Here is a 14,535-nt window from a genome sequence, read left to right on the forward strand (position 1 = left end):
ACCATGACTGCTCAGAAGAAAATCACCGTTACCGACACCATTCTGCGTGATGCCCACCAGTCGCTGATCGCCACCCGCATGCGTCTGGAAGACATGCTGCCGATCTGCGGCAAGCTCGACCGGGTCGGTTACTGGTCCCTGGAAGTCTGGGGCGGCGCGACCTTCGACGCCTGTGTGCGCTTTCTCAAGGAAGACCCCTGGGAGCGTTTGCGGCAACTCAAGGCCGCGCTGCCCAATACGCGGCTGCAGATGCTGCTGCGCGGGCAGAACCTGCTCGGCTACCGTCACTACAGCGATGACGTGGTCGAAGCCTTCTGCGCCCGTGCGGCAGACAACGGCATCGACGTGTTCCGCATATTCGATGCCATGAATGACGTGCGCAATCTGGAAACCGCCATCGCCGCGGTGAAGAAGACCGGCAAGCATGCCCAGGGCACCATCGCCTACACCACCAGCCCGGTCCACACCGTCGAACTCTTTGTCGAGCAGGCGCGGGTGATGCGCGACATGGGCGTCGACTCCATCGCCATCAAGGACATGGCCGGGTTGCTGACACCCTTTGCCACTGGCGAGCTGGTGCGCGCACTGAAGGCTGAAATCGACTTGCCGGTGTTCATCCACTCCCACGACACGGCGGGCGTGGCCAGCATGTGCCAGCTCATGGCCATCGAGAACGGCGCTGACCATATCGATACGGCCATCTCCAGCTTCGCCTGGGGTACCAGTCATCCGGGCACCGAGTCGATGGTCGCCGCCCTGCGTGGCACGCCCTACGACACGGGACTCGATCTGGAGCTGCTCCAGGAGATCGGGCTGTACTTCTATGCGGTGCGCAAGAAGTACCACCAGTTCGAGAGCGAGTTCACCGGTGTCGACACGCGGGTGCAGGTCAATCAGGTGCCCGGCGGAATGATTTCCAACCTGGCCAACCAGCTCAAGGAGCAGGGCGCGCTCAACCGCATGGATGAAGTGCTCGCCGAAATCCCTCGTGTGCGCAAGGACCTGGGCTACCCGCCGCTGGTGACGCCGACGTCGCAGATCGTCGGTACCCAGGCGTTTTTCAACGTGCTCGCCGGTGAGCGCTACAAGACCATCACCAACGAGGTGAAACTCTATCTGCAGGGCCGATACGGCAAGGCGCCGGGCACCATCGACGCCAAACTGCAGCGCCAGGCCATCGGCGGTGAGGACATCATCGAGGTGCGTCCAGCCGATCTGATCAAGCCGGAGCTGGACAAGCTGCGTCAGGAAATCGGCGCGCTGGCGCACAGCGAAGAGGACGTGCTGACCTACGCCATGTTCCCCGACATCGGTCGCAAGTTTCTGGAAGAGCGCGAGGCCGGGACGCTGCAGCCCGAGGCGCTGCTGCCGATTCCGGACGGTAGCGCGGTCAGTGCCGCTGGCGGCGAGGGCGTACCTACCGAGTTCGTCATCGACGTGCACGGCGAAACCTACCGCGTCGATATCACCGGCGTTGGCGTCAAAGGTGAGGGCAAGCGGCACTTCTTCCTGTCCATCGACGGTATGCCGGAGGAGGTGGTGTTCGAACCGTTGAATCACTTCGTCGGTGACGGCGGCAGCAAGCGCAAGCAAGCCAGCGCACCCGGCGACGTGAGCACCAGCATGCCGGGTAACGTGGTCGACGTGCTGGTCAAGGCCGGCGATGTGGTCAGGGCGGGCCAGGCGGTGCTGATCAGCGAAGCGATGAAGATGGAAACCGAAATCCAGGCGCCCATCGCCGGTACGGTGAAGGCGGTGCATGTCGCCAAGGGTGACCGGGTGACGCCTGGCGATCTGCTGATTGAAATCGAGGCCTGACGGATGTCCCTCAGGGGGCCGAAAGGCCCCCTTTTTTTTGGCCGGACGCGGTCCGCCTGCGATCCGCGGTCGTTACCGGCTGTCACAACTTCCAGGTGTCGAACACAGGGCGCGTAGCGTCGAACTCATCCCCATCCACAGAGAAGATGCCGAACATGAGTCTCGAAGATAAAACGAATGAAACGGCGCAGGAGGCGCTCGACAGTCTGGTCGCCGGTGTCGTGCGATTTCGCGAGGATGTCTATCCGCAACAGCGCGAGCTGTTCAGCAAGCTCGCGCATGAGCAAAAGCCGCGAGCCATGTTTATCACCTGCGCGGATTCACGCATCCTGCCGGAGCTGATTACCCAGAGTTCGCCTGGGGATCTGTTCGTCACCCGCAACGTCGGCAACATCGTGCCGCCCTACGGCATCATGAATGGTGGCGTGTCGACCGCCATCGAGTTCGCCGTCATGGCGCTCGGCGTTCATCACATCATCGTCTGTGGCCACTCCGATTGCGGCGCCATGAAGGCGGTGCTGAACCCGGCCAGCCTGAATGGCATGCCGACGGTCAAGAGCTGGCTGCGCCATGCCGAGGTGGCCCGCACGGTGGTGGAAGAAAATTGCGGCTGCGCCGACCACAACACCCTGGGCGTGCTGACCGAGGAGAACGTACTGGCCCAGCTCGATCACCTGCGCACGCATCCGTCGGTGGCGGCGCGGTTGGCCAGCGGCCAGCTGTTCATCCACGGTTGGGTCTACAACATCGGCACCAGCGAGATTCGCGCCTACGATGCGGCGCGCGGCGAGTTCCGCCTGATTGGAGACGGTCCGCTGCCCATGGCCACGCCCAAGTCGCGTTACGTGTAAAGGATGTCGAAGCAGGGCGCCGTCAGGGCGCCTTGCGGTCGCGAATCAGGTAGCACAGATCGGGCGTGTTGCTGCAGCCGGCGTAGCCTTCACCGATGATTTCATTCAAGGCGTTCTGCAGGCGGGCCACGGCCTCGTCCGGGGTGTCCTTGTGCAGCGCCAGGTAGAGATCGCTCGGATGAAACTTCAGTACCGGTTGCAGGCCCTCGGCGCCGTGCTGCCTGGCGTGGTAGCGCCAGACCGGATCGGCTGTCGCCCATAGGTCGATACGTCCGCTGAGCAATTTGCGCAGGTTCTCTTCCTCGCTCAGGCTGTCCACCGGCTGCAAGCCTTCGCTTGTCAGCAACTGGCTGACGCCGCTGCTTTTCTGAGCGCCGATCGCATAATTGCTGGCTTGCCCGAGGTCGGTCAGGGATATCCTCGCGCCGGGTGCGGCGAGCAGCACGGTTTCGTAGCGGGCGAGCGGTCCTACCCATTTGAACTGGGACAGGTTCTGCGCCGTGCGCGCGACCGAGAACAGGCCGTGGCCGGAGTCGCTTAGCGTCTGGGTGTAGATGCGGTCCCATGGCGAGCGCAGCGTGAGGCTGTAGTCGATCCCGGCGCGCTTGAATATCTCCCGCACGGTGTCGGTACCGATGCCCTGAACCTCGTCGCCTCGAGCGAAGTTCTTGTGGTTCGGTCCCATGTTGAAGGGTGGGAAGTTATCGGTCTGCAGGATGATCCGGTAGTCACTGGGCAGTTCGGCATAGGCAACGCCGACGTGGGCGAGCAGGACGCATAGCAATAGCGCGATTTTATGGGTGAAGCCCATGGTATCGGTTCCTTGACGCTGTTTTTATTGTTGGCTGGCCAAGGGTAGTCTCCCTGCGCTTCGGTTGCCAGCACCGGGGCGTGGCGACGTGAACCGGTCACAGTGTCGCGACGGCTTGACCAGGAGGCATCAATGACGGGCAGTGCGCAGGGCAGCGCATGGACCGGGCGGTCCGCTTCGTGAGCGCAGCGAAGTCCAGGTGCGCGACGCGCCATCAGCGCACCAGTATGGAGCGGGTTGGTCGTTCCGAGGCTATTTATGCAGCACGAACTGGCCGGTGAAGCGCACGGCGTCGCGGCCATCGGCGGCCAGTATCCGGCTGTTCAGCGTCAGGCGGGAGCGGCCACGACGACGATAGATGGTTTCGAAGCGATTCCAGGCGTCATCGCTCGGGGCCGAGCAGATGGCGGTGGCGTCGTCCACGACCGGCAACGGATAGTCGATCTGCCCCTCGTGGATGACGATATGACCGTCCTCGATCCCGGCCTCGCGCAAGCGCAAGTGCAGCCAACCCCAGCCCGCCAGCACCGAAGCGCAATACAGGCTGCCGCCGAACATGCTGCTCTTGTGGTTGATGTTCGCTTGCAGCGGGACCTTCAGGCGCAGCTCATGGTTTTCCCATTGCTCGACGCGCAGGCCCATTGCCCGGGTCAGTGGGATGTCGTGATGCAGAATGGCTTCCAGATAGCGGCTATCGCGGCTCATGCCGGGTGGATTCCTAAACGTTTGCGGATACTGGCAGACGTCAAGCATGACTGCTGAGTCACGAGATTGCCAGTTTCGACATTGGCTTTTTTCCCACTGGAGGACGAGGGCCGACGGCGCGCGCACCGGTCTCGATGGCGCGGTCAGCGGGTGGCGGTTTTCTGCTGGTAGGCGCAGTAACCGGGGCGCGGGCCGACCCTCGGATGGTTGCGGCAGGTGTCGGGTCGCTTGGCATAGACCGTGCACAAACGTGTCTGGCGATCGAGGTACAGGCAGTCACCGTTCGCCAGGCGCGTCAGGGTGAAAATGCCATGCTTTTGATTGAAGTGCTCGACGATGCCGGCCTTGCTCAGGCGCTTGGCGACGTTCTTGGGCGGTTCGTCGCGCTCGAAGGCGTCCACCACTTCCAGACGGATCAGGTCGTCGATGCGGACTTCGACCGGCAGGGTGCAGCAGGTCGCCCGGCAATCGCCGCACAATCCATTGCTGTAGCGGGCCCAGGTTTCCAGGCGATCGGGGTCGGCGGAAGCGATCAGTCGAGTCTTCAAGGCGGCGGTATCGGCAATGGCGGCGCGCGATGATAACGGCCCGTGGCGGAATTTACAGCGATTGCGACGAGTCGAACGCCGGACGGACGGTGTCGCAGATCCAGTCGAAACCTGCAAACCTGTCTGCATTGCGATTTGCCGAGGCCGCCCCCAGCGCTGCCACGAACGTCTTTTTCCAGCTTCACGAGGTGTGTCATGTCGTATGAATCGACCGCTCCCAATGCCGATGAAGTCGCAACCTTTCGCAACGCGATCATCAGCAAGCTGACCTACTCGATCGGCAAGGATCCGGAACACGCTTCCAACCATGACTGGTTCGAGGCGGTGGCGCTGGCTACCCGTGACCGCATGATCGACCAGTGGATGGACCGCACCCGTCAAGGCTACCGCGAAGGAAAGAAGCGCGTGTATTACCTCTCGCTGGAGTTCCTCATCGGTCGCCTGCTCACCGATAGCCTGAGTAACCTGGGGCTGCTGGACGTGGCTCGCGAGGCGCTGGCGGGCGTCGACGTGGACTTCGAGCGCATTCGCCTGGCCGAACCCGATGCCGCCCTGGGCAATGGCGGGCTGGGGCGGCTGGCGGCCTGCTTCATGGAGAGCATGGCGACGCTGGGCATTGCGGCCCATGGCTACGGAATTCGTTACGACCACGGCCTGTTTCGCCAGGCCATCGTCGACGGTTGGCAGCACGAGCAGACCGAAACCTGGCTGAACTTCGGTAATCCATGGGAGTTCGAGCGACCCGAGGTCACCTATCTGATCGGCTTCGGCGGCAGTGTTACGGCCATGCCCCACGATGCGAGCGGGGCGGAGCAACCCAAGCACTTCTGGCACTGGGCCGAAGGTGTCCGGGCCATCGCCTACGACACGCCGGTGGTCGGCTGGCGTGGGGCGAGCGTCAACACCTTGCGGCTGTGGCGTGCGCGTGCCGAGGCGGATTTCCATCTGGAGCGTTTCAACGCGGGCGATCACATCGGGGCCGTCGCCGAGGAAGCGCGCGCCGAAAGCATTTCGCGGGTGCTGTATCCGGCCGACAGCACCGAGGCCGGCCAGGAGTTGCGTCTGCGTCAGGAGTATTTCTTCGTCGCCGCCTCGTTGCAGGACCTGCTGCGCAGGCACCTGGATCAGCGCGGCACATTGTTGAACCTGCCGGAATTCGCCGCCATCCAGCTCAACGACACCCACCCGGCGATCGCCGTGGCGGAGCTGATGCGGCTGTTGGTCGACGTGCATGAGATCCCGTGGCGCAAGGCGTGGGAGCTGACCGTCGGTACCCTGTCCTATACCAATCACACCCTGTTACCCGAGGCGCTGGAAACCTGGCCGGTTGGGCTGATGGAACGGCTGCTGCCACGCCACATGCAGATCATCTACCTGATCAACGCCCAGCATCTTGACGCCCTGCGTGAGCGCGGCGTGCATGACCTCGATCTGCTGCGTTCGGTGTCGTTGATCGAGGAAGGGCATGGCCGGCGGGTGCGCATGGGCAACCTGGCATTCCTCGGTTCGCACTGCATCAATGGCGTGTCGGCCCTGCACACCGGCCTGATGCGCGAGACGGTCTTCACCGACCTGCATTCGCTGTATCCCAAACGCATCAGCAACAAGACCAACGGCATCACCTTCCGACGCTGGCTGTACCAGGCCAATCCGCAACTGACCCGGTTGTTGGTCGAGCATGTGGGTGAAGCACTGCTCGATGCGCCGGAAACCCTGCTTCGCAAGCTGGAGCCGTTCGCCGACGAGCCATACTTTCGGGCACGCTTCGCTGCCCAGCGGCTGGCCAACAAGCAATTGCTGGCGCGCATGATCCAGGACCGACTGGGCATCAGCGTCGATCCGAATGCGCTGTTCGATGTGCACGTCAAACGCATCCACGAGTACAAGCGGCAATTGCTCAACCTCCTTCACACCGTTGCGTTGTACCAGGCGATCCGCTCCGATCCGGGCGGTAGCTGGGTGCCTCGGGTAAAGATCTTCGCCGGAAAGGCGGCAGCCAGTTATCACACGGCGAAACTGATCATCAAGCTGACCAACGACATCGCGCGCACCATCAACGACGATCCGACGGTACGGGGCTTGTTGAAGGTCGTGTTCCTGCCCAACTACAACGTGAGCCTGGCCGAGCGCATCATTCCGGCTGCCGACCTCTCCGAGCAGATTTCCACCGCAGGCCTCGAAGCCTCGGGTACCAGCAACATGAAGTTCGCGCTCAACGGCGCGCTGACGATCGGCACGCTGGATGGCGCGAATGTCGAAATGTGCGAGCAGATCGGCGCCGAGCACATGTTCATCTTCGGCATGACGGCCCAGGAGGTCGAGGCGCGCAAGCAGGCGAACGAATACAACGCCGAAGCCACAATCATCGATTCGCCGCGCCTCAGCGAGGTGTTGATGGCGATTCGCAACGGCGCCTTCTCGGCGGATGATCCGGCGCGCTACACAGCACTGATCGATGGGCTCAAATGGCACGATACCTTCATGGTCTGTGCCGACTTCGAAGCCTATTGGAAGGCGCAACTCGAGGTCGAGGCGCGCTGGAGGGATGCCGACAGCTGGTGGCGTTCGGCGGTGCTGAACACTGCCCGTACCGGCTGGTTTTCCTCGGACCGGACCATCCGCGAATATGCCCAGGAGATCTGGAAAGTGCTTTAGCGTAACGCGCGGGCGCCCCGGCAACGGGTGCGCCGCGTGCAGGGTGGGTCGGCCGTTCAGCAGCCTGATCGCCTCGCAGACACGGTCGTTGCAGGCACTTTGCCGCTGCGCTGAACTCTGTGGCGCCTGGGAGGGTCTGAGGGAGGGTTAGTTTCCCCCTGGCCTGCTAAACTGCGCGGGTTTCCCCATCCTCCGGAGTCAATTCATGTCACGCGTAACCCTGAGCCGCTACCTGATCGAGCAGACCCGCAGTAACAATACCCCTGCGGATTTGCGCTTCCTTATCGAGGTAGTGGCCCGAGCGTGCAAGGAGATCAGCCACGCCGTGTCCAAGGGCGCGCTGGGCGGAGTGCTCGGTGCCACCGAAACCGAGAACATCCAGGGTGAAGTGCAGAAAAAGCTCGACGTGCTGTCCAACGAAATTCTGCTGGAGGCCAACGAGTGGGGCGGCCACCTGGCGGGCATGGCTTCCGAAGAGATGGACAACGCCTACCAGATTCCCGGCAAATACCCGAAGGGCGCCTATCTGCTGGTCTTCGACCCACTGGACGGCTCCAGCAACATCGACGTCAACGTCTCGGTCGGCACGATTTTCTCGGTGCTGCGTTGTCCGGGCGAGAGCTTCAGCCAGAACGATGCGTTGGGAGAGGAAGCCTTTCTCCAGCCGGGTACCCGCCAGGTGGCGGCGGGCTACGCCATCTATGGCCCGCAAACCATGCTGATGCTGACGCTGGGCAATGGCGTGATGGGCTTTACCCTGGATCGCGAGCTGGGCAGCTTCGTGCTCACCCACGACGACATCCGCGTGCCGGAAAGTACCGCCGAGTTCGCCATCAACATGTCCAACCAGCGCCACTGGGAGGCTCCGGTGCAGCGCTACGTCAGCGAGTTGCTGGCCGGCGCCGAAGGCCCGCTGGGCAAGAACTACAACATGCGCTGGATCGCCTCGATGGTGGCCGACGTGCATCGTATCCTGACCCGCGGCGGCATCTTCATGTATCCGCGTGATGCCCGCGAGCCTGAGAAACCCGGCAAATTGCGCCTGATGTACGAAGCCAACCCCATGTCCTTCATCATCGAACAGGCTGGCGGCGCCGCCACCAACGGCACCCAGCGCATCCTCGACATCCAGCCCGACTCGCTGCATCAGCGTGTGCCGGTATTCCTGGGATCGAAGGAAGAGGTCGAGCGCGCCACCGGCTACCACCAGGGCTGAACGATGCAACAGGCGCCCTGGCTGGAATTGCTGGACTGGTGGTTCGGCAAGGGCGTCACCGCCAGTGAGGTCGCGGGACACAAGCACGGCTTGTGGTTCGGCTACCGGGCCGAACAGGATGCCGATGCCGATACCCGTTTCGGTGGGCTGGTCGCCCAGGCGCTGGACGGTTGCCTGGGCGACTGGGCCGACTCCCCGCATGGCTGGCTGGCGCTGGTGCTGTTGCTCGATCAATTGCCACGCATGATCTACCGCGGGACGCCACGGGCATTCGCCGGTGACGAACGTGCCCAGCACCTGGTCTGCGAGGGCATGGCCCATGGCGGCGATGTCCTGCTGACGCCGATCCAGCGCGTATTCATTTATCTGGTGCTGGAACACGCTGAAGACCTCCGCGTACAGGAGCAGGCCGTCGCGCATTTCCAGAAGCTCTGTACGCTGGCGACGGCCGAAGATCGGGCGCTGTTTGCCGACTTTCTCGATTTCGCGGTGCGGCATCGCGACGTGATCGCCAGGTTCGGTCGCTTTCCGCATCGCAATGATGTGCTCGGGCGGGAAACCACCGAGGCCGAACAGGCTTTTCTCGCCACGCCCGGCGCGCGGTTCTAGCCAATGGGTACGGGCTCGATGCCGCCGCGAATCGTTCATTTGCCAGGCGTGGCCAAGCAAGGCCAGCCTCCGACCGACCCCAAGGAAACCTGCAATGTCGTTGCGTCATTTATCGTTGATCGCCGCTGTCGTGCTGCTGGCTGCCTGCAGCCCCGTCACCCAGGAAAACTTCGCCAAGCTCAAGGCTGGCATGCCACGCGCGGAGGTCGAAGCGTTACTCGGCAAGCCGGGTGAATGCGCCGGTGCGCTGGGTATGTCCAGCTGCACGTGGGGGCAGAAGAACCGGTTCATCAGCATCCAGTTCGCCGGCGACAAGGTCATGATGTTCTCCGGCCAGGGCCTGCAATAAAGGAGTGCTCCATGCGCCTCGTCACCACGCTGTGCTGTGTATTGCTGATCGCCGGGTGTGCGCGCTCGGGTGATTCCGAAGCGCCTGACACCGTCAATCAGGTCGACCTGCAGCGCTACCAGGGGACCTGGTATGAACAGGCGCGTCTACCCATGTTCTTCCAGCGCCACTGTGTGCGCTCGCAGGCCCGCTATCAGTTGCTCGATGCGGGCCGCGTGGCGGTGATCAATCGCTGTGAAACGGCGGACGGTGAATGGCGGCAGGTCCAGGGCGAGGCAGTTCCCCAGCAAGCCGGAAGGACCGATAAGCTCTGGGTTCGCTTCGATAACTGGTTCAGCACGCTTTTCCCGTCGCTGACCAAGGGCCATTACTGGATTCTGTACCTCGACGACGACTACCGAGTGGCGCTGGTGGGCAGTCCGGACCGCGACTACCTCTGGTTGTTGTCGCGAGAGGAAACGGTCGATCCGGCACTGCGCGACACGCTGCTCGATGAGGCTCGCAAGCGCGGCTACGACGTCAGCGAGCTGATCTGGCGTGGCGAGTCGGGCTGACGCGTGCTGGGCCTCGCAGGCGCCTGATCCGGCGCGGTCATTCCCAGTTCATTCGTGCCAATAGCCATTCGCCGTCCTCACGCCACCATTCGAGCCTGACCTGATAATGGCCGACGCGCTGGGGTAACCAGCGCTCGGCGCCGGCCAGCGCTACCTGTGCCTCGCTGTAGCCCTTGTCCGAATAGCTTGGGTCGATCCAGCTCTGGTCATTGAGCGCGATTACCCGCACGTTGGCATGACGCAGGAACATCAGGGTGGCCGTACGCCGCACCCAATCCCGGTCGAGGTGCTGATTGGCGCTGAAGTCGGGGTGGATCAGCGCCATCAGCTCGCCGTGGTCCTTGTTTTCAATGCTGTCCTGCAGCGATTGCGCGGCCGCATCCAGTGCTGCCTGGGGATCATCGCGACCGCAGCCGGCCAGCAATAGCGTGAGCACCACCGCTGCGGTGGCTAATTTCCATACGGGCATGCCGAACCTCTCGAACCTCGTTATGATGCCGGAAACGTCAGACGGGCCGTCGAGCCCGCGCACCGATCATGGAGTGTGCCATGCAGACCTTGTATCCGGAGATCAAACCCTACGCCCGGCACGAGCTGGCGGTCGAACAACCGCATGTGCTTTACGCCGACGAGAGTGGATCACCGGGCGGGCTGCCTGTGCTCTTCGTGCACGGTGGCCCGGGGGGTGGCTGCGATGCCCTGAGCCGCCGATTTTTCGATCCCAACCTGTACCGCATCATTACGTTCGACCAGCGTGGCTGTGGCCGCTCCACCCCGCACGCGAGCCTGGAGAACAACACGACCGCACACCTGATCGACGATATGGAGCGCCTTCGCACCTTTCTCGGTATCGACAAGTGGGTGCTGTTCGGTGGCTCCTGGGGCTCGACGCTGGCGCTGGCGTATGCCCAGGCGTATCCCGAACGCGTCCATGCGCTGATCTTGCGCGGCATCTTCCTCTGCCGGCAGAAAGAGTTCTCCTGGTTTTACCAGGAAGGCGCCAGCCGGCTATTCCCTGATTACTGGCAGGATTTCCTTTCGCCGATTCCGCCGGAAGAGCGTGGCGATCTGATGCAGGCCTACTACCGTCGCCTGACTGGCAGCGACCAGATCGCGCAGATGCACGCGGCCAAGGCCTGGTCGTGCTGGGAAGGCCGTACCGCCACGCTGCGGCCCAACACTCAGGTGGTCGATCGCTTCTCCGACACTCACCGGGCGCTGGCGATGGCGCGGATCGAATGTCACTACTTCGTCAACGGCGCGTTTCTCGAACCCGATCAACTGCTGCGCAACATGCACAAGATCGCGCACCTGCCGGGCATCATCGTGCATGGTCGCTACGATGTCATCTGTCCCCTGGACAACGCCTGGGAACTGCACGAGGCATGGCCCAACAGCGAACTGCAGATCATCCGTGAAGCGGGGCATTCGGCGTCCGAGTCCGGTATCTGTGACGCGCTGGTGCGTGCCGCGGCGGACGTGGCCCACCGCCTGCTTCGTCTGCCGCCCGAGGAAGCCTGATGAAGGCGCTGATCCAGCGGGTGAGGCATGCACGGGTCGAGGTCGCGGGCGAGGTGGTCGGTGGCATTGACCAGGGCCTCCTGGTGCTGGTGGGCGTCGAGCGTGAGGACGATCGCGCACGGGCCGACAAACTGTTGCACAAGTTGCTGCGTTACCGCGTTTTCAGCGACGAGCAGGGCAGGATGAACCGTTCGTTGAGCGACATCGGCGGCGGCCTGCTGTTGGTGTCTCAGTTCACCTTGGCCGCGGATACCGGCAGCGGCCTGCGGCCCAGCTTTTCCAGCGCGGCGGCACCGTCGCTCGGCGAAGAGCTCTACGAATACCTGCTCGGCCAGGCGCGTCGGCACCATCAGCCGGTCGCCTGCGGCCGCTTCGGCGCGGACATGCAGGTGCATCTGCAAAACGATGGGCCTGTGACCTTTCTGCTGCAAAGCTGAGAGGGTTCGCGGGCGGTTCGATCAGCGCTTCGACGGTTCCAGGCCGTTTTCGTGCAGCCAGGTCATTGCGTACTCGCGCAGCTGTACGGCCTGGTAGTCCAGCCAGGCCTCGCGGACCTCGGGGAAGTCTTCCAGTTTGAAATCGAACGTGCGCAGCGGTTTGCGGCCCTGCAGCGCATGGCTGAGCACCGCATGGGCGTTGGGGTCGTGCTGGGTAAAGAGGAACGCCTCACGCATGGCGATCGATTGCGCGAGCCCGAGCGGTTCGATGTGCAGGAAGCGATCGTCCTGCACGTCATATTTTTCATCCATGCCGGGCGCAGCTTCCCCCGGAAACACGGCGCGAATCTCCCCCGATTCCAAGTCGAGGTAGTGCTCGCTGGCATCACGGTTGTCCAGCGCATACTCCAGGCGGTGAAGGTCAATGGTCAATGGGCGCATGGCAGATACTGCTGTTTGGGGTTCAGTAGCTCTGACCTGCGCGGTCCGGATGCGTGCATTACGTTCATCGGTCACGCGTGGACATGCGACGACGCGCCCGGCGTCGATCAGAACAGACGCGCCAGCAGAGCGCTGACCGCCGTTTCCACGCGCAGGATGCGCTCACCCAACTGCACCGGCTGCAGTCCCGCTTCGGTGAATTTCTCGATTTCGTAGGGTATCCAGCCGCCTTCCGGACCAATGGCCAGCGTCACCGAGTCGGTGATCGCGCGCGGGCAATCGGGATAGCTGCCCGGATGGCCGACCAGGCCACGGGTACCGGCCGCCAGGTGTGGCAGGTGATCTTCGACGAAGGGCTTGAAACGCTTTTCGATGCTTACCTCGGGGAGCACGGTGTCGCGTGCCTGCTCGAGGCCGAGCACCAGTTGCTCGCGGATCGCGGTCGGCTCCAGGAAAGGCGTTTGCCAGAAGCTCTTTTCCACTCGGTAGCTGTTGAGCAGCACCAGCCTGGGTACGCCCATGCAGGCGACGGTCTGCAGCACCCGTCGGAGCATCTTGGGGCGTGGCAGGGCCAGCAACAGGGTAATGGGCAATTTGCTCGGAGGGGGCTGGTCCAGGTGGACCTCCAGCTCCGCCTCGCCGGCTTCCAGCCGCAACAGCCGACCCTGGCCCATCTCACCGCCAAGCACACCGACCCGCAGGCTTTCGCCTGCCTTGGCACGGTGCACGTCCTGGATATGCGCCAGGCGTCGATCACGCAGGACGACGCGATTGGCGGCAACGAAGTCAGCCGCTTCCAGCAAGAGCAGGTTCACGGACGAGGCGTAGGCGATTGGTCGCTGGGCGCCGCCGGCTCGGAATCGGCGTCGCCGCGGAATTCGCCCTCGCGTTTTTTCACCATGCTGCCGAAGATCAGCCCGGCCTCGAACAACAGCCACATCGGTATAGCCAGCAGCGCCTGGGAAAACACATCCGGCGGCGTCAGCACCATGCCGACCACGAAGCAACCGACGACCACGTAGGGGCGGCTCTTGCGCAGGGTGGCGACATCGACGATGCCGACCCAGATCAACAGAAAGGTCGCCACCGGGATCTCGAATGCCACACCGAAGGCGAAGAACAGGGTCAGGACGAAATCCAGGTACTGGCCAATATCGGTCATCATCGCCACGCCCTCGGGCGTCACGCTGGCGAAAAACCCGAACATGATGGGGAACACCACGAAATAGGCGAAGGCCATGCCGCCGTAGAACAGGAAAATGCTGGAAATCAGCAAGGGGACCGCGACTCGCTTTTCGTGCTTGTACAGGCCGGGCGCGATGAAGCTCCATATCTGATGGAGGATCACCGGCATCGACAGGAACAACGCGACCATCATGGTCAGTTTGAAGGGCGTCAGGAAAGGCGAGGCCACGCCGGTGGCGATCATCGTCGCGCCCTCCGGCAGATACGCTCGCAACGGCGCCGCCACCAGGGCGTAGATCTGCTGTGAGAAGTAGAACAATCCGCCGAACAGCAACAGGATGGCTGCCACGCAGCGCAGCAGACGCTTGCGCAACTCGGTCAGGTGCGCAACCAGCGGCATTTCCTGATCATCGATGGGAGTATTGCTCATGGCTCAGCGGGTCTGTCCGGGCGTGATACGGGGGCTGTTTCGGCGGGTTTTGCTTCGCTGGGGCTGGCTTCGGCCACCGCTTGTGTACCGGGCGCGCTCGCATCCGGCGCAGGCGTGGCGGACTGCGGGGACCCGCTGCTACCGGTGCCTGGAGGGCTGGGCATGATGCTCTGCTTCATTTCCCGTTCAAGATCGAGGATGCGCTCGTTATGCAACTGGCGGCGGATCTCGTCGGCGCCGATTTCGCGCTCGACCTCGGACTTGATGTTGGCGAAGCTGCGCTTGGCCCGACCAATCCAAAGCCCGGCGGTGCGCACGGCACCCGGAAGGCGCTCCGGGCCAAGTACGAACAGCGCAACCAGGCCGATCAGCAGCAGTTCGGTGAAGCCGATATCGAACATGGCG

At 63.2% G+C, this 14,535-nt stretch carries 17 protein-coding genes; 9 read left to right on the top strand and 8 right to left on the bottom strand.

What is annotated here, in order from left to right; translation table 11 throughout:
- The first annotated feature begins 3 nt into the window (after positions 1-3).
- Both oadA and GQA94_RS04720 read left to right on the top strand, forming a co-directional pair.
- On the top strand, positions 4-1,818 hold the full coding sequence (oadA, locus tag GQA94_RS04715) for a sodium-extruding oxaloacetate decarboxylase subunit alpha (protein WP_158186990.1): 1,815 nt from the start codon (positions 4-6) through the stop codon (positions 1,816-1,818).
- A gap of 155 nt (positions 1,819-1,973) precedes the next feature.
- Positions 1,974-2,669 carry a carbonic anhydrase gene (locus GQA94_RS04720; RefSeq protein ID WP_158186991.1) on the top strand — a complete coding sequence of 232 codons (696 nt, stop codon included), beginning with the start codon at positions 1,974-1,976 and terminating at the stop codon, positions 2,667-2,669.
- A 22-nt stretch (positions 2,670-2,691) separates the two neighbouring features.
- On the opposite strand, the gene GQA94_RS04725 is transcribed toward GQA94_RS04720, so the two are convergent.
- From GQA94_RS04725 to GQA94_RS04735, 3 genes are all read right to left on the bottom strand, one after another.
- On the bottom strand, positions 2,692-3,480 hold the full coding sequence (locus GQA94_RS04725; protein WP_158186992.1) for a substrate-binding periplasmic protein: 789 nt from the start codon (positions 3,478-3,480) through the stop codon (positions 2,692-2,694).
- Between the two features lie 252 nt (positions 3,481-3,732).
- The gene (locus GQA94_RS04730) at positions 3,733-4,185 is read right to left on the bottom strand and encodes a thioesterase domain-containing protein (RefSeq protein ID WP_158186993.1); all 453 of its coding nucleotides are present in this window, start codon (positions 4,183-4,185) and stop codon (positions 3,733-3,735) included.
- Between the two features lie 143 nt (positions 4,186-4,328).
- On the bottom strand, positions 4,329-4,733 hold the full coding sequence (locus GQA94_RS04735; protein WP_158186994.1) for a YkgJ family cysteine cluster protein: 405 nt from the start codon (positions 4,731-4,733) through the stop codon (positions 4,329-4,331).
- A gap of 195 nt (positions 4,734-4,928) precedes the next feature.
- Between GQA94_RS04735 and GQA94_RS04740 the strand changes: the two genes are divergently transcribed.
- The 5 genes from GQA94_RS04740 to GQA94_RS04760 all read left to right on the top strand — a co-directional run bounded on the left by GQA94_RS04740 (position 4,929) and on the right by GQA94_RS04760 (position 10,116).
- Positions 4,929-7,388 (top strand): glycogen/starch/alpha-glucan phosphorylase, encoded by a 2,460-nt coding sequence (locus GQA94_RS04740; protein ID WP_158186995.1) that lies wholly within the window; start codon positions 4,929-4,931, stop codon positions 7,386-7,388.
- 205 nt (positions 7,389-7,593) lie between these two features.
- The gene (locus GQA94_RS04745; protein WP_158186996.1) at positions 7,594-8,604 is read left to right on the top strand and encodes a class 1 fructose-bisphosphatase; all 1,011 of its coding nucleotides are present in this window, start codon (positions 7,594-7,596) and stop codon (positions 8,602-8,604) included.
- A gap of 3 nt (positions 8,605-8,607) precedes the next feature.
- Complete coding sequence (locus GQA94_RS04750) at positions 8,608-9,213, top strand: DUF924 family protein (RefSeq protein WP_158186997.1); 606 nt, start codon at positions 8,608-8,610, stop codon at positions 9,211-9,213.
- Between the two features lie 94 nt (positions 9,214-9,307).
- A complete protein-coding gene (locus GQA94_RS04755) occupies positions 9,308-9,562 on the top strand; it encodes a hypothetical protein (protein ID WP_158186998.1) in 255 nt (84 codons plus the stop codon).
- An 11-nt stretch (positions 9,563-9,573) separates the two neighbouring features.
- Positions 9,574-10,116 (top strand): lipocalin family protein, encoded by a 543-nt coding sequence (locus tag GQA94_RS04760; protein WP_158186999.1) that lies wholly within the window; start codon positions 9,574-9,576, stop codon positions 10,114-10,116.
- Positions 10,117-10,153: 37 nt separating this feature from the next.
- Here GQA94_RS04760 and GQA94_RS04765 read toward each other — a convergent pair whose 3' ends face one another.
- Complete coding sequence (locus GQA94_RS04765) at positions 10,154-10,585, bottom strand: hypothetical protein (RefSeq protein WP_158187000.1); 432 nt, start codon at positions 10,583-10,585, stop codon at positions 10,154-10,156.
- Positions 10,586-10,665: 80 nt separating this feature from the next.
- Between GQA94_RS04765 and pip the strand changes: the two genes are divergently transcribed.
- On the top strand, positions 10,666-11,637 hold the full coding sequence (gene pip / locus GQA94_RS04770; protein ID WP_158187001.1) for a prolyl aminopeptidase: 972 nt from the start codon (positions 10,666-10,668) through the stop codon (positions 11,635-11,637).
- The gene (dtd, locus tag GQA94_RS04775; protein WP_158187002.1) at positions 11,637-12,074 is read left to right on the top strand and encodes a D-aminoacyl-tRNA deacylase; all 438 of its coding nucleotides are present in this window, start codon (positions 11,637-11,639) and stop codon (positions 12,072-12,074) included. The genes pip and dtd overlap by 1 nt, the downstream gene beginning before the upstream one ends.
- A 21-nt stretch (positions 12,075-12,095) precedes the next feature.
- Here dtd and GQA94_RS04780 read toward each other — a convergent pair whose 3' ends face one another.
- From GQA94_RS04780 to tatB, 4 genes are all read right to left on the bottom strand, one after another.
- Positions 12,096-12,515 carry a UPF0158 family protein gene (locus GQA94_RS04780; protein WP_158187003.1) on the bottom strand — a complete coding sequence of 140 codons (420 nt, stop codon included), beginning with the start codon at positions 12,513-12,515 and terminating at the stop codon, positions 12,096-12,098.
- Between the two features lie 107 nt (positions 12,516-12,622).
- Positions 12,623-13,330: a 16S rRNA (uracil(1498)-N(3))-methyltransferase gene (locus GQA94_RS04785; RefSeq protein WP_158187004.1), complete on the bottom strand. Its 708-nt coding sequence runs from the start codon at positions 13,328-13,330 to the stop codon at positions 12,623-12,625.
- Complete coding sequence (gene tatC, locus GQA94_RS04790) at positions 13,327-14,130, bottom strand: twin-arginine translocase subunit TatC (protein ID WP_158187005.1); 804 nt, start codon at positions 14,128-14,130, stop codon at positions 13,327-13,329. Before tatC ends, GQA94_RS04785 begins: the two co-directional genes overlap by 4 nt.
- The gene (gene tatB, locus GQA94_RS04795; protein ID WP_158187006.1) at positions 14,127-14,531 is read right to left on the bottom strand and encodes a Sec-independent protein translocase protein TatB; all 405 of its coding nucleotides are present in this window, start codon (positions 14,529-14,531) and stop codon (positions 14,127-14,129) included. Before tatB ends, tatC begins: the two co-directional genes overlap by 4 nt.
- Between the last annotated feature and the right edge of the window lie 4 nt (positions 14,532-14,535).

Source organism: Stutzerimonas stutzeri (genome assembly GCF_009789555.1).
GTDB classification, from domain to species: domain Bacteria; phylum Pseudomonadota; class Gammaproteobacteria; order Pseudomonadales; family Pseudomonadaceae; genus Stutzerimonas; species Stutzerimonas stutzeri_R.

What these genes read in the sequence shown, in the direction of transcription:
- oadA (WP_158186990.1), top strand. Translation starts at nt 4, where the DNA reads ATGACTGCTCAGAAGAAAATCACCGTTACCGACACCATTCTGCGTGAT.
- GQA94_RS04720 (WP_158186991.1), top strand. Translation starts at nt 1,974, where the DNA reads ATGAGTCTCGAAGATAAAACGAATGAAACGGCGCAGGAGGCGCTCGAC.
- GQA94_RS04725 (WP_158186992.1), bottom strand. Translation starts at nt 3,480, where the DNA reads ATGGGCTTCACCCATAAAATCGCGCTATTGCTATGCGTCCTGCTCGCC.
- GQA94_RS04730 (WP_158186993.1), bottom strand. Translation starts at nt 4,185, where the DNA reads ATGAGCCGCGATAGCCGCTATCTGGAAGCCATTCTGCATCACGACATC.
- GQA94_RS04740 (WP_158186995.1), top strand. Translation starts at nt 4,929, where the DNA reads ATGTCGTATGAATCGACCGCTCCCAATGCCGATGAAGTCGCAACCTTT.
- GQA94_RS04745 (WP_158186996.1), top strand. Translation starts at nt 7,594, where the DNA reads ATGTCACGCGTAACCCTGAGCCGCTACCTGATCGAGCAGACCCGCAGT.
- GQA94_RS04750 (WP_158186997.1), top strand. Translation starts at nt 8,608, where the DNA reads ATGCAACAGGCGCCCTGGCTGGAATTGCTGGACTGGTGGTTCGGCAAG.
- GQA94_RS04755 (WP_158186998.1), top strand. Translation starts at nt 9,308, where the DNA reads ATGTCGTTGCGTCATTTATCGTTGATCGCCGCTGTCGTGCTGCTGGCT.
- GQA94_RS04760 (WP_158186999.1), top strand. Translation starts at nt 9,574, where the DNA reads ATGCGCCTCGTCACCACGCTGTGCTGTGTATTGCTGATCGCCGGGTGT.
- GQA94_RS04765 (WP_158187000.1), bottom strand. Translation starts at nt 10,585, where the DNA reads ATGCCCGTATGGAAATTAGCCACCGCAGCGGTGGTGCTCACGCTATTG.
- pip (WP_158187001.1), top strand. Translation starts at nt 10,666, where the DNA reads ATGCAGACCTTGTATCCGGAGATCAAACCCTACGCCCGGCACGAGCTG.
- dtd (WP_158187002.1), top strand. Translation starts at nt 11,637, where the DNA reads ATGAAGGCGCTGATCCAGCGGGTGAGGCATGCACGGGTCGAGGTCGCG.
- GQA94_RS04780 (WP_158187003.1), bottom strand. Translation starts at nt 12,515, where the DNA reads ATGCGCCCATTGACCATTGACCTTCACCGCCTGGAGTATGCGCTGGAC.
- tatC (WP_158187005.1), bottom strand. Translation starts at nt 14,130, where the DNA reads ATGAGCAATACTCCCATCGATGATCAGGAAATGCCGCTGGTTGCGCAC.
- tatB (WP_158187006.1), bottom strand. Translation starts at nt 14,531, where the DNA reads ATGTTCGATATCGGCTTCACCGAACTGCTGCTGATCGGCCTGGTTGCG.